The organism is Pediococcus sp. M21F004 (assembly GCF_051122535.1).
Taxonomy (GTDB): Bacteria; Bacillota; Bacilli; order Lactobacillales; family Lactobacillaceae; genus Pediococcus; species Pediococcus inopinatus.
The window spans coordinates 400,733-414,843 of the sequence record NZ_CP177314.1; the positions used below are offsets into that span (position 1 = coordinate 400,733).

10 protein-coding genes are annotated in these 14,111 nt (G+C 38.1%); 9 read left to right on the top strand and 1 reads right to left on the bottom strand.

The annotated features are described in order from the left end of the window. The first annotated feature begins 32 nt into the window (after positions 1–32). The 5 genes from dprA to ACLHK8_RS02150 all read left to right on the top strand — a co-directional run bounded on the left by dprA (position 33) and on the right by ACLHK8_RS02150 (position 6,473). Entirely contained in the window at positions 33–902 is an 870-nt protein-coding gene (gene dprA / locus ACLHK8_RS02130) for a DNA-processing protein DprA (protein WP_434520386.1), read from the top strand. Positions 903–988: 86 nt separating this feature from the next. Then, positions 989–3,079 (top strand): type I DNA topoisomerase, encoded by a 2,091-nt coding sequence (gene topA, locus ACLHK8_RS02135; RefSeq protein ID WP_057772187.1) that lies wholly within the window; start codon positions 989–991, stop codon positions 3,077–3,079. 89 nt (positions 3,080–3,168) lie between these two features. Next, on the top strand, positions 3,169–4,077 hold the full coding sequence (gene xerC, locus ACLHK8_RS02140) for a tyrosine recombinase XerC (RefSeq protein WP_057772189.1): 909 nt from the start codon (positions 3,169–3,171) through the stop codon (positions 4,075–4,077). Positions 4,078–4,153: 76 nt separating this feature from the next. Beyond that, the gene (gene hslU, locus ACLHK8_RS02145) at positions 4,154–5,575 is read left to right on the top strand and encodes an ATP-dependent protease ATPase subunit HslU (RefSeq protein ID WP_057772191.1); all 1,422 of its coding nucleotides are present in this window, start codon (positions 4,154–4,156) and stop codon (positions 5,573–5,575) included. Positions 5,576–5,594: 19 nt separating this feature from the next. Continuing rightward, the gene (locus ACLHK8_RS02150; RefSeq protein ID WP_063697464.1) at positions 5,595–6,473 is read left to right on the top strand and encodes an aldose 1-epimerase family protein; all 879 of its coding nucleotides are present in this window, start codon (positions 5,595–5,597) and stop codon (positions 6,471–6,473) included. Between the two features lie 67 nt (positions 6,474–6,540). Here ACLHK8_RS02150 and plsY read toward each other — a convergent pair whose 3' ends face one another. Further along, positions 6,541–7,137 (bottom strand): glycerol-3-phosphate 1-O-acyltransferase PlsY, encoded by a 597-nt coding sequence (plsY, locus tag ACLHK8_RS02155; protein ID WP_082623219.1) that lies wholly within the window; start codon positions 7,135–7,137, stop codon positions 6,541–6,543. A gap of 178 nt (positions 7,138–7,315) precedes the next feature. On the opposite strand from plsY, the gene parE reads away from it, so the two are divergent. The 4 genes from parE to ACLHK8_RS02175 all read left to right on the top strand — a co-directional run bounded on the left by parE (position 7,316) and on the right by ACLHK8_RS02175 (position 13,869). Further along, a complete protein-coding gene (gene parE, locus ACLHK8_RS02160) occupies positions 7,316–9,319 on the top strand; it encodes a DNA topoisomerase IV subunit B (RefSeq protein ID WP_057772197.1) in 2,004 nt (667 codons plus the stop codon). Positions 9,320–9,335: 16 nt separating this feature from the next. Beyond that, a complete protein-coding gene (parC, locus tag ACLHK8_RS02165; RefSeq protein ID WP_320531807.1) occupies positions 9,336–11,804 on the top strand; it encodes a DNA topoisomerase IV subunit A in 2,469 nt (822 codons plus the stop codon). Between the two features lie 131 nt (positions 11,805–11,935). After that, positions 11,936–12,901: a LysR family transcriptional regulator gene (locus ACLHK8_RS02170; protein WP_063697458.1), complete on the top strand. Its 966-nt coding sequence runs from the start codon at positions 11,936–11,938 to the stop codon at positions 12,899–12,901. 41 nt (positions 12,902–12,942) lie between these two features. Next, positions 12,943–13,869 carry a manganese-dependent inorganic pyrophosphatase gene (locus tag ACLHK8_RS02175; RefSeq protein ID WP_063697455.1) on the top strand — a complete coding sequence of 309 codons (927 nt, stop codon included), beginning with the start codon at positions 12,943–12,945 and terminating at the stop codon, positions 13,867–13,869. Positions 13,870–14,111: the final 242 nt, after the last annotated feature.

Here is a 14,111-nt window from a genome sequence, read left to right on the forward strand (position 1 = left end):
TGGTTTGCGTATCTTCCTTTGAGGTGAAGAATATGCAAATCAAAGAATTTTTATTAAAATTACACTTATGTAAAGGGATAGGTTGTCATGGAGAGGCTAAATTTTGGCAATGGTGGCAAACGCATCATTCCCAGGAACAGGCCTGTTCGTTGACGCCAGATCAAATATTAAATTTTGTAAGTAGTCAAAATCAAAAACGATTTCTGGCGGATTTTAGCTCAGAAAACCTACAGAATAAAGTTACTCGACATTTGACACAAACAAAAATATTGGCTATTTGTGATCCGGAATATCCGCAGCAACTGACAGAAGCTTTTATGGCGCCAATTATTCTCTTCTATGAAGGGGAATTGGCGCTTTTGCGTTTACCATTATTAGGCATGGTAGGGGCTCGCTTAGCAAATCAATACGGCGAAAAATGTCTCGCAACACTCATACCAACAGTGGTTGCCCAAAATATTGCTGTCATTAGCGGATTGGCAGCTGGCATCGATGCCATGGCTCATAAAGAAACCTTACGCCGTGGCGGCTACACAATTGGTGTAATTGGAACTGGGTTAAATCGATATTACCCAAAACAAAATGAAGCTTTACAGAAATATATGGCCTCACATCAATTAATTTTAAGTGAATATCCTTTGGATGCGGGACCAAAGCGCCATCACTTTGTCGAACGCAATCGAATCATTGCCGGGCTTTGTGAGACTTTATGTGTAGTCCAGGCTAAACAGCATAGTGGAAGCTTGATTACAGCCAATTTAACGCTACAAAATAATCGTAATGTTATCGCCATTCCGGGACGAATTGATGATGTTCTTTCGATCGGTTGTAACGAATTAATTGCCGCTGGAGCAAAACCAGTTCTGAACTCCCAACATATAGTAGAAGAATTTTTGATTTGACAGAATCCAGAATATGAAATACGATTACTAGGAATTAGGAACCCTTAAGGATTTTAAAACAAGTTCAAGATTAAAGGAGTTTGGTCATGGCAACAAAATCCAAAACAACAAAGTCCAAAAAAAAGCTCGTCATTGTGGAATCACCTTCCAAAGCAAAGACGATTGAAAAATATTTAGGTCGAACTTACAAGGTTGTCGCAAGTCTTGGTCATATCCGAGATTTGCCCAAGAGTAAGATGGGTGTCGATGTCGATAATGACTTCGAACCCCACTACATCTCAATCCGAGGTAAGGGTGATGTCATTAAAAATTTGCGTTCTGAAGCTAAGAAAGCAAAAAAAGTCTATCTGGCATCTGATCCTGATCGTGAGGGAGAGGCCATTGCTTGGCACCTTGCATACTTATTAGGACTAGATACTACTGATAAAAATCGCGTTGTCTTTAATGAAATTACTAAAGATGCTGTTAAGAACGCTTTTAAAGAACCTCGCACAATTGATATGAACCTGGTTGATGCCCAACAAGCCCGACGAATTTTGGATCGGTTAGTTGGCTATTCAATTAGTCCTTTGCTTTGGAAAAAAGTAAAGAAAGGTCTGAGTGCCGGCCGAGTTCAATCCATCGCTTTAAGTTTAATCATTAAACGGGAAGAAGAAATTAAGAGTTTCAAACCCGAGGAATATTGGACCATTGATAGCGAATTTCAAAAGGGCCGTCAAAAGTTTCAAGCAACGTTTTATGGTGAAAGTGGTAAAAAACTTGCTTTACCAAATAATGATGCCGTCCAAAATGTTTTGAAGAAAATTGATAAAAAACAACCCTTTGAGATTACAAAAGTTACAAAGAAAGAACGTAAACGATTTCCAGCACCACCATTTACAACTTCTTCCATGCAACAAGAGGCAAACCGTCGTTTAAACTTTAGAACCCGTAAAACAATGATGGCTGCTCAACAGCTATACGAGGGGATTCATATCGGAAAAGAAGGTACCGTTGGTCTAATCACTTATATGCGGACTGATTCTACCCGAATTTCTTCAATTGCAAAACATGAAGCTTCTGTATTAATTCATGAAAAGTATGGTGCCGATTACGCTGCCACCAAACCGCGTAAGGGAAAAATGCCAGAAGGCGCACAGGACGCGCATGAGGCCATTAGACCTTCTTCAGTTAGTCGTACCCCGGAAGACTTGAAGAAGTACTTGAATAAGGATCAATTTCGCTTATACAGCTTAATCTGGTCCCGCTTCGTTGCTAGTCAGATGACTCCTGAGGTTATGGATACCATGTCAGTCGCTTTAGAACAAAATCATGTGAACTTCAGAGCTAATGGATCAAAAACTAAATTTGATGGTTTTACAATCATTTATAAAAATGGGACAGATAAAGATAATATCTTACCTGACCTCGTTGAAGGCGATGCTGTTAAATTAGCCAAAACAGATCCAGCACAACATTTCACGCAACCACCAGCACGTTACAGTGAAGCTAATTTAATCAAAGCTCTTGAAGAAAATGGGGTTGGACGTCCATCCACATATGCACCGACGCTGGATACTATTCAACGACGTTACTATGTAAAATTAGTTTCTCGGAGATTCGAGCCGACCGAACTTGGTGAAATTGTAAATAAGATCATTCTTGAATTTTTCCCAGACATTGTTAATATTTCCTTTACTGCCGATCTAGAAAGTGAATTAGATGGGATTGAAGAAGGCAAAGAAAACTGGGTAGAAGTCGTGGATGAGTTTTATAAACCTTTTTCCAAGGAAGTCGCTCATGCTGAAGAGAATATGGAATCCGTCCAGATTAAAGATGAACCAGCCGGCTTTGATTGTGATATCTGTGGATCTCCAATGGTAGTAAAGATGGGCCGCTATGGTAAATTCTTTGCCTGCTCCCGTTTTCCTGATTGTCGCAACACAAAAGCTATCGTCAAAGAAATCGGCGTGGTTTGTCCAAAATGTCATAAGGGACAAATTATTGAACGTAAGTCTAAACGTGGGCGTCTCTTTTATGGATGTTCTCGCTATCCTGACTGTGACTTCGTTTCATGGGATAAACCAGTGGGTCGTGATTGTCCAAAAGATGGCCACTTCCTAGTTGAAAAGAAGGTTAAGGGTGGCAAACAGATCTTATGTCCTAATGGCGATTATGAAGAAGCTGTTCAAAAATAAAGATAAATACAAACTTAGATGTTTAATGGGGTTTGTTATTGAGTTTTCCTCCGTACTTTGCTAAAGTGGCAATGTACGGAGGTTTTGTTATGGAACAAGATTATATTAAATTATTCCTTGAGTACCTAAAGGTTGAGCGCCAGTATTCTGTAGATACAATCAAAGCTTACCAAAGCGATTTAGAGGAATTCTGTACTTTTTTAAAAGAAAATGGGGGATTCAAACCATTTAAAGATATTGATCATTTGGATGTTAATGTTTTTATGACAGACTTGTTTGATCGAAAATATAGCCGAACGACGATTTCTCGCAAGTTATCGACCATGCGGTCTTTTTATAGTTTCTTGGCAAAAAATGACCTCGTTACCCGTAACCCGTTTGCAGAAATTAAATTAAAAAAACATCAAAATCATTTACCTCGATTTTTCTATCAAAAAGAAATGACAGCCCTTTTTGAAGCAGCTCAATCAGATTCACCATTAGCATTGCGCAACGTTGCTTTATTAGAGGTTTTATATGGAACTGGAATTCGAGTAAGTGAGTGTGCAAATCTGCGTTGGCAAAATGTTGATCTTTCATTAAAAATGATGTTGATTCGCGGCAAAGGTGACAAGGAACGTTATGTACCATTTGGCCAATACTGTTATGATGCTTTAATTAATTATCATGATCAGTGTCGTAATGAAATCATGGCAAAATATCATAAACAACATGATTTCATTTTTATTAATCATTATGGTGATCAAATCACTTCAACCGGGATCGAATATGTTTTAAATCAAATCATCAAACAAAGTAGTCTCACCAGTAAGATTCATCCCCATATGTTGCGGCACACGTTTGCAACCCAGCTACTAAACAACGGTGCTGATCTTCGAACTGTCCAAGAATTACTCGGACATAGCAGCTTATCAACCACCCAAATATACACACATGTCACTCAGGAAAATTTACAAAGTAATTATCGTAAGTTTTTTCCTCGAGCAACACATGAATAATGAAAACACGCGCTTAACGAACTAAAAAAAAATTGATAACACCACATTATTTCTAAAAGATCTAGGAGGAATTTAAATGGCCGAAATTGATAAAACACCTAAACAAATTGTGAGTGAATTAGATGAATATGTGATCGGGCAAACTGCCGCAAAAAAGGCAATTGCGATTGCTCTACGTAATCGTTACCGGCGTTTACAGCTTTCAGCTTCAATGCAAACAGAAATCACACCCAAAAATATGTTAATGATTGGACCAACTGGTGTGGGGAAAACTGAAATTGCCCGTCGCTTAGCGAAAATCGTCGACGCCCCGTTTGTAAAAGTTGAAGCTTCTAAATTTACTGAAGTCGGACATGCTGGTCGCGACGTAGAATCAATGATCCGTGATCTAGTGGACAGCTCAGTTCAGATGGAACAAAAGAGCCAGTTCAAGGGTATTCGCTCAGATGCCGAACGTCGTGCCGATAACCGAATTGTCAACATTTTGGTGCCCGCAACAACGGCGGATGGCACTCAAAAACAATCCGGAGTCGATTTTCAAAACTTAGTAAGTATGGTTGAGAAAATGCAGCGTGGTGAAACTCCTGAGGTCCCAAATGCTCAATCCGAAGAAATCACTAGTGAAGTTCGTGATAAGCGTTCGGCCACTGCGGATCAATTGAGACGCGGTCTATTAGACGGTAGAGAAATTACCATCACGATGGACGACCCCCAACAAGATTTAGGTATGAATAATATGATGGGGCAAATGGGCATTGATTTTGGCACATCACTCGGACAAATGTTACCAAAAAAGCGAATTCAGCGAACCGTTGACGTTTCTGAAGCTCGTGAAATATTTATCCGTGAAGAATCCGAAAAGTTAATTAGTCATGGTGATTTATACCATGCAGCCATCAAACGGGCTGAAAATACCGGGATTGTTTTTATCGATGAAATCGATAAAATCATCGCCAAAACAAACCAGGGTGGCGAAGACATTTCTCGTGAAGGTGTTCAACGTGATATTTTACCAATCGTTGAAGGCTCTCAAGTTAATACAAAATATGGGCCAATCAATACCGATCACATCCTCTTTATTGCTTCAGGGGCTTTTCAGGACTCTAAGCCAAGTGATTTAATTGCTGAATTACAAGGTCGTTTTCCAATTCGAGTCGAGCTAAATGATTTAACCAAAGAAGATTTTGTTAAGATTCTTACTGAACCAAAAAATGCGTTAGTCAAACAATATATTGCCTTAGTTGGCACAGAAAATATTAAACTAACTTTTACAATTGAAGCCATTAATAAAATTGCCGAAATTGCAACTCAGCTTAATCGTTCTACTGAAAATATTGGTGCTCGTCGTTTGCACACCATTTTAGAAAAACTCTTAGAGGATATTCTCTACGAAGGAGCGGACATGGAAATGGGCGACATCACAATTACAGAACATTATGTAGAAGAAAAAATTGGTGAAATTGCTAGCGATAAGAATCTTAGCCAATATATTTTATAAATGAATGGGGTTTTAATTAATGGTTACTTTAGAAAATGAATATTTGCGCGTTAAAATCAATGAATTAGGGGCTGAACTTTCTAGTGTTGTTTCTTTAGATAATAATCTAGAATATATATGGCAGGCCGATAAAAGTGTATGGGGCCGACATGCACCCGTACTTTTCCCAATTGTTGGCCGTTTAAAGGATGACCAATATGAGTACCAAGAAACAACTTACGAAATGCATCAACATGGTTTTGCCCGTGATAGCAAGTTTGAAGTCGTTGATAGCAGTGACACACACGCGACCTTAAAACTTACTGACAGTAACAAAACGCACAAATTATATCCTTTTGAATTCGAACTAGTAATTAGTTTTGATTTAAAGAATCACGAATTGCATGAAACATACCGAGTTTACAACCCAGATGCAGACAATCATTTATTATTCTCTATAGGTGGGCATCCTGGATTCGATACCAACTTTGAAAAGGACCAGGTATTTGAGGACAGTAATTTAAACGTTGCGCCCAAGCAGACATACACACAAATTCCATTGAAGGCCCCTTACAATGATAAGGATAATTCATTTCCAAACGATTGTAGTAAAGCAACTCACTTAACTCATGACTTGTTTAAAGATGATGCCATCATCCTTGAATTAAATCAGCAAGAAACAACCATTATGTTAGATAATCAGAAAAATGATCATGGGGTTGCATTAACTGTGACAGACGCACCTTATGTCGGTATCTGGTCTCCATATCCAACTACTGGTGACTTTGTCTGTATCGAACCCTGGTGGGGAATTGCAGACAATGTAAATGCGACTGGCAAGCTCGAAGAAAAGATGGGAATCACAGATCTACAGCCACAAAGCGAATCTTCACAAAGCTTTGAAATTTCTTTCTTTTAATGATACAAAAAAAGGAGGTTGTCACAAATGTGATGGCCTCTTTTCCGTTACATATATTTTTTTATACTTACGATTTCTTTTTATGATTATACCAATACCCAAACGGGATCAGACTTTCCGTACCGTTTTTTAACCGTTTTATATTCTCCCGATGACGATAAAAGATAAAAACCGTTAGCACAACGGCGACGGTTGTTAAAATCCAGTCGTGATAAAACAAAGACAACAGACTGATAAGAACTAATGCAGTCATGCTTGCCACACTCACCATACTGGTCAAATACACCAAGCTTGCAAAAATGATACAAGCAACAATAAAAAATGGCGGATTATAAGCTAACAAAATTCCGGCACTAGTAGCTACTGCTTTGCCACCATTGAAGTGATCAAAGATTGAGAAAGTATGTCCTAAAATTGCAGCTAACCCAATTAATAGGGGGTTAACGTTTGGCGTCTGAAACAAGTAAGGCTGGCTAGCAGCTAACGTACCTTTTAAAACATCCATTAGCAAAACTACTGTTCCTGCTTTCGGGCCAAGAACTCGAAAGGTATTGGTTGTTCCGATATTACCACTGCCAGCTTTACGAATATCAACATTAAAGAATTTTTTTCCAATCATGACCCCAGAAGGGATTGACCCCAGTAGATAGGCAATGATCAGCATAATAATAATTTTTAACAAATGGTTGGCCCCTTTTCAATTGAGAATCATTTTCAATTTTAGCATGTTTAAAAATTGATTCCAATGTTTGTTTTTGCGTATGTTATATTAAGGAAGGTAGTATTCAGAAATTTATAAATGATATAATAATAAGGATTATAAGTAGAAAGGGTATTTTGAAATGAGTAAACGTAGTTCAGCAGAATACAATGACTCTTCCATTCAAGTTCTGCACGGTTTAGAGGCTGTGCGTAAACGCCCCGGTATGTATATTGGTTCAACCGATAGCCGTGGGCTGCACCATCTGGTTTATGAGATAGTCGACAATGCCGTTGATGAAGCTCTAGCTGGTTTTGGTAAAGAAATTAACGTTACCATCCATAAAGATAATAGCATTACAATCTCAGATCAGGGACGAGGAATGCCGGTAGGAATGCATTCTTCAGGAATTCCTACGGTCGAAGTTATTTTTACAGTTCTTCATGCCGGTGGAAAATTCGGTCAAGGCGGTTATAAGACCTCTGGTGGATTACACGGTGTTGGAGCCAGTGTTGTTAATGCGCTATCTGAATATCTTAATGTTGAAATTGTCCGTGAAGGGAAAAAATATCGCGAAGAATTCAAAAATGGTGGGCATGCAGTTGGTAGTTTGAAAAAAATCGGCAAAACAAAAGAACCAAATGGGACGGTGGTGACTTTTAAACCAGACCGTGAAATTTTCACAACCACTGTTTTTAACTTTAATACATTGGCCGAGCGCTTGCGAGAATCTGCTTTTCTTCTTAAGGGTGTCACAATCACGTTAACTGATGAACGTGAAAATCAGGCTCAAACGCAAACTTTTCTTTATGAAGAAGGAATTAAAGAATTTGTGAGCTACTTAAATGAAGATAAAGATACCCTCGGTGATATCCTTTATTTTGATGGCACTAAAGAAGGCGTCGAAGTTGAGGTTGCAGCTCAATATAATGACGGCTATTCTGAAAACGTCTTATCCTTCGTTAATAACGTGCGGACAAAAGATGGTGGTACTCATGAAGTCGGTATGCGTTCAGGGTGGACAAAGGCCTTTAATGAATACGCCCATAAAGTCGGATTACTAAAAGAAAAAGATAAAAACCTTGAAGGTAGCGATGTTCGTGAAGGACTGTCAGCTGTTATTTCTTTAAGAATTCCAGAAAAAATTCTTGAGTTTGAAGGTCAGACCAAAGAGAAGCTTGGTACACCTGAAGCACGTCCCATTGTCGACAGTATCGTAAATGAGCAATTACTCTTTTACCTCATGGAAAACGGTGAATTTGCCCAAATGCTTGTGCGTAAATCTTTAAAGGCACGAGAAGCTCGCGAGGCTGCCCGCAAAGCACGAGATGCAAGTCGCAGTGGCAAAAAACGCAAAAAACAAGATCGTCTTTTATCAGGTAAATTAACCCCCGCACAGTCCAAAAATTCGGCCCGTAATGAGCTTTTCTTGGTCGAAGGCGACTCTGCCGGCGGTAGCGCTAAACAGGGCAGAGATCGCAAGTTTCAGGCTATCTTGCCATTGCGAGGAAAAGTTTTAAATACTGAAAAAGCTAAATTACCTGATGTTATGAAAAATGAGGAAATAAGCACAATGATTTATACCATTGGCGCTGGTGTAGGTCCTGAGTTTAAAATTGAAGACAGAAATTACGATAAGATTATTATTATGACTGATGCGGATGATGATGGATCCCATATTCAGATCCTATTGCTGACATTTTTCTATAAATACATGCGTCCAATGCTTGACGATGGTCATATTTACATCGCGCTTCCACCGCTTTACCGTTTGCAAAAGAAAAATGGTAAAAAAATGAAAACTGTTTATGCTTGGACGGATGAAGAATTAGAACAAGCTTCAAAAGAAATCGGGCGCGGATTTGCACTACAACGATACAAAGGACTTGGAGAGATGAACGCGGATCAGCTTTGGGAGACAACAATGAATCCTGAAACCAGAACTTTAGTGCGTGTTCGTATTGACGACGCTGCTTTGGCTGAACGTCGCGTAACCACTTTGATGGGCGATAAAGTTGAACCTCGCCGGAAATGGATTGAAGAAAATGTTGAATTCTCTTTAGAAGAAGAGGGTAGCATTTTAGATAACGAAGCCGTTAATATTGCACATGAAGATGGTATTCTTGAAGATGACGAAAATCAATGAAAGGGGGATATAAAAAATGGCTGATGAAAAAAATCAAAAAAATGATAAAATCCAGGAACTCACATTAGAAGATGTGATGGGAGATCGTTTTGGACGCTATTCTAAATATATTATTCAAGAGCGAGCACTTCCTGATGTCCGTGATGGGTTAAAACCCGTTCAACGGCGAATCTTGTATGCTATGAATCAAGATGGAAATACCTATGATAAGGGATTTCGAAAATCTGCAAAATCTGTCGGAAATGTAATGGGTAATTTCCATCCACATGGGGATAGTTCTATCTATGAGGCCTTGGTACGAATGAGCCAGGATTGGAAACTACGCGCTCCCTTAATTGAAATGCATGGTAACAACGGTTCAATTGATAATGATCCGCCGGCCGCAATGCGGTATACCGAAGCACGTTTAAGCAAAATTTCAAGCGAAATGTTGAAAGATATTGATAAGGAAACTGTTGATTTTGTTTTGAATTTTGATGATACAGAATACGAACCAACTGTTTTACCAAGTCGTTTTCCTAACTTACTTGTTAATGGAGCTACCGGTATTTCAGCTGGTTATGCGACAGATATTCCTCCTCACAATTTAAATGAAGTCATCGATGCCTTGTTATATTTATTACAACATCCCGATGCGTCATTAGAAAAATTAATGACCTTTGTGCAAGGACCAGATTTTCCTACCTCAGGAATTATTCAGGGAATTGACGGCATAAAAAAGGCTTATCAAACTGGAAAAGGGCGAATTATCGTCCGATCGAGAACTAAAATTATTGCTTTACGTGGTAACAAATCACAAATTGAAGTTTCCGAAATTCCCTACGAAGTGAACAAATCTCAATTAGTAAAAAAGATTGATGAAATTCGCATTCTAAAAAAAGTGGATGGCATTGTTGAAGTTCGTGATGAATCTGATCGTAACGGCCTCTCAATTGCAATTGAGCTCAAACGAGATACTGATGCAAAGGGAATTTTGAATTATTTATTCAAAAATACCGATCTACAAGTTTCTTACAATTTCAATATGGTTGCAATTAGCCATAAGCGCCCTGAAACTTTGGGACTAAAAGCATTTTTGCAGGCCTACTTAGCTTTCCAAAAAGAAGTCATTACCAAACGGACTCAATTTAGTTTAACCAAGGCTGAGAAACGTCTTCGAATTGTCCAAGGATTAATTAAAGCCCTCTCTATCCTCGATCAAGTGATTGCCACCATCAGGGGTAGTAAAGACAAAAAAGATTCAAAAAATAATTTAGTTCAAAAATTTAGTTTTACAGAAGAGCAAGCTGAAGCAATTGTTTCCTTACAACTTTATCGACTATCTAACACGGATGTCACTGCCTTAGAAGCGGAATCCGATGATTTAAATAACCACGTCCAGGAATATAATGAAATTCTAAATAGTCCAACAGCATTGGCAAAAGTACTTCGTACGGAACTTACGAGCATCAAAAAACAATATGGCACTCCACGATTAACAGAAATACAAGATGAAATTGAAGAAATTAAAATTGATCGAAAAGTAGTCGTGCCAGAAGAACAGGTGATGGTTTCAGTTAGTCACGATGGCTATCTAAAACGAAGCTCACTGCGGTCATATAGTGCATCCGGTGAAAATGATGATGGCTTAAAGGATGAGGATTATCCGATTTTCTTGAAACAAGTTAGCACCCTAGATCACCTAATGATGTTCACCAACAAAGGAAATCTAATTTCACGTCCCGTACATGAGCTGGCCGATTCTCGTTGGAAAGACACTGGTGAACATATTTCTCAGACCATCGGTTTAGGCGATAATGAGCGAATTATAAAAGCATTTGCTTTTCATTCATTAAAGGAAACCGGCGAATTTCTAATTGCAACTAGCGATGGTTTCATTAAGCGGACGGATTTCTCTAATTTAACCCCTGGTCGTAATTACAAAAAACACGCGGCTGCATTTATCAAATTAAAAAGTGCTGCTTCAGTTGTGGTAAATATTTTCTTTATTGCCCACCAATTAAAACAAGCTGTCATGCTAATTTCAGAACGAGGATATGGCTTGCGCTATGATCTTGCGGAAATTCCAATTATTGGAGCTCGTACTGCTGGAGTGAAATCAATGGATCTGCGTGAAGACCAGGTCACTAACGTGCAACTTGTAGATGACTCAAATCAAGTTGGTCTAATTACGCAGCGAGGTGCTTTTAAACGAATGGCCGTTACCGATATTCCTGTTACAAGTCGTGCAAGAAGAGGAATCTTGGTCCTTAGAGAATTAAAGAAAGATCCGCATCGTGTGATTGATTTTATTAAAACAGATAAAAATTCTATTTTAGAGGTTCGAACTAGTCGGGGCACCTTACATGATATCATTGTAGCTGAACATCCACTGAGCGCACGGTACTCTAACGGCTCATTCGTTGTTGATATTGATTCAGAAGGTATTCCAGTTTCTATGAAACTAAAACCGGTTCCCGTTGTAGCGTCCACACCTGAACATTAAATCTTAAATTAGAATTAACCTCCGGATTTTCCAGTTACAATTTGTTGTGTTTTTTTTCATTAACCATTAGAATAATTATAGTTATTATTTAAGTGACATTATGATGATAAAAAACTTAAGGAGTAAACAGAATGAAATCAAAACAAGAAACGATCTTTTCATCTAAAACTTTAACTTACTTCCTGCAATTGGCAGATACAATGAATTATACGCAAGCTGCCCAAATTTTAGGGATTACACAGCCTGCTTTAACTCAACAAATCAAGAAGCTGGAACATACGGTAGGTGCACCATTATTCTATTCCGTTGGTAAAAAATTACGTTTATCAGATGCTGGATACACGATGCTGAAGGCAACTCATAATATCAATGAGGTTTTAAATCAGGCTACTGATGAAATTCAACAAACAACTTCTGCAACTCACGGTGAAATCAACATTGGCATGTTGGCTTCGATTGAATCCCGTGTGTTTGAAGACTTCATCACAAAATATTATGAAAAACAGCCTGACATTCTGATTTCGTTCCATACCTTAACACGTAAAGAAATTTGGGAACGGTTAGAGAATAATCGTATTGATTTGGCAATTATGTACTTGCCAGACGACAGTATCAAAAATTGGAAACCCTACGAATCACGAAAAATTATTAACGAAGATTTATTTTTCATTCACCATGAAGAAAAGCTTTCTAAACAAAAGAAGATTAAATTAAAGCAAACATTAAACGCTAATTGGGTTACTTATCCGGAAGGTTATTACTTAGAGGGCGTTTTACGTGAGGCATATAAAAATCAATTAGTTGATGTGCCAAATAGCGTTGCGCGTTTTACGACACCAGATCAAATTCGCCGCTTTGCAGAAACTGCAAAAGTAAATACAGCCTTACCTGCTTCGTATGTAATTTCACATCCGGGATCAAGTGAGACATGGATGGCACGTTTTGACCCAGCCATTAACTTTGACTTAAGTTTTGTTTTCCGAAAAGATAAGGATGAAATCCCCAGAATCAATACTTTCTTAGAAGAATTTGATGACTATCTAAGCAAAGAAAGCTACACAGAACGTTTACGTAAAATGATCGGTAACCAAAATTAAATATATAAAAATTAAATATATATAAGGAGTTTTTATTAATCATGAGTAAAGAATTAGTTTTTGGTCATAAGAATCCAGATACAGATGCCATCAGTTGTGCAATTGAATATGCTTATTTAGCAAACAAGTTAGGTGACGAGGTTGAAGCTGTTGCTTTAGGTGAGACTAATAACGAAACAAACTTTGTTTTGAATCACTTTAACGTAAAAGCACCTCGTGTGATTACTAAAGCCAAACCTGAAGTTGATTCAGTTGTTTTAGTTGACCATAACGAAGCTATCCAAAGTGTATCCGATTTGGCAGATGTCACTGTAACAAGCGTTATTGATCATCATAAGATTGACTTTACTTCCGCACAACCTCTTTTTTATCGTGCAGAACCCATTGGCTGTTGTAGCACAATTATCTATAAAATGTATTTAGAAAATGACGTTGAAATTCCTAGCAATATTGCTGGTTTGATGTTATCTTCAATTATTTCAGATACATTACTTTTGAAATCACCTACAACTACTGATGATGAACGCAATGCGGTTCCTGCTTTAGCAAAAATTGCTGGCGTTGCTGATTACGAAGCTTACGGAATTGAAATGCTGAAGGCTGGTAGCGACGTTAACAGTCGTAGTGCTGAAGATATTCTTGAAGGCGACGCTAAATCGTTTGACATGGGTGGCAAAACTGTTCGAATTGGTCAGGTTAACACTGTTGATTTAAACGATGTTTTCAAACGCCAAGATGAATTAGAAGATACCATGAAATCGCTTATTACAAATAATTCTTATGATTTATTCCTTCTATTAGCAACAAACGTTTTGACCAGTGATTCAGAGTTATTGGTCTTAGGTGAGGGGACAGAGGCCGTCGAAACTGCCTTCAATCACAAGTTAAGTAATAACCGAATGAATCTTCCAGGCGTTGTTTCACGTAAAAAACAAGTGGTTCCACCATTAACTAAGGTTTTAAAATAGTTACTCAAAATTATATTTAAACAAACCCAATTTCTATTTGAAAAATAAGAGATTGGGTTTTTGTTCGGAAAACAATGTATGCCATGAATTAATATACGTATCGTTTATCACGTATTTGGTTTAACCTTTAGTTACCTGGAGGAATTGGTAATATCTAAATACAAGTACTCTAAAAATGATTTTAAAGACAGTTATCCACGAAAGTTTTTGAAGTTACACAACACACCGCCATAGAAGCACCG

What these genes read in the sequence shown, in the direction of transcription:
- dprA (WP_434520386.1), top strand. Translation starts at nt 33, where the DNA reads ATGCAAATCAAAGAATTTTTATTAAAATTACACTTATGTAAAGGGATA.
- xerC (WP_057772189.1), top strand. Translation starts at nt 3,169, where the DNA reads ATGGAACAAGATTATATTAAATTATTCCTTGAGTACCTAAAGGTTGAG.
- ACLHK8_RS02175 (WP_063697455.1), top strand. Translation starts at nt 12,943, where the DNA reads ATGAGTAAAGAATTAGTTTTTGGTCATAAGAATCCAGATACAGATGCC.
- parC (WP_320531807.1), top strand. Translation starts at nt 9,336, where the DNA reads ATGGCTGATGAAAAAAATCAAAAAAATGATAAAATCCAGGAACTCACA.
- hslU (WP_057772191.1), top strand. Translation starts at nt 4,154, where the DNA reads ATGGCCGAAATTGATAAAACACCTAAACAAATTGTGAGTGAATTAGAT.
- parE (WP_057772197.1), top strand. Translation starts at nt 7,316, where the DNA reads ATGAGTAAACGTAGTTCAGCAGAATACAATGACTCTTCCATTCAAGTT.
- plsY (WP_082623219.1), bottom strand. Translation starts at nt 7,137, where the DNA reads ATGCTGATCATTGCCTATCTACTGGGGTCAATCCCTTCTGGGGTCATG.
- ACLHK8_RS02150 (WP_063697464.1), top strand. Translation starts at nt 5,595, where the DNA reads ATGGTTACTTTAGAAAATGAATATTTGCGCGTTAAAATCAATGAATTA.
- topA (WP_057772187.1), top strand. Translation starts at nt 989, where the DNA reads ATGGCAACAAAATCCAAAACAACAAAGTCCAAAAAAAAGCTCGTCATT.
- ACLHK8_RS02170 (WP_063697458.1), top strand. Translation starts at nt 11,936, where the DNA reads ATGAAATCAAAACAAGAAACGATCTTTTCATCTAAAACTTTAACTTAC.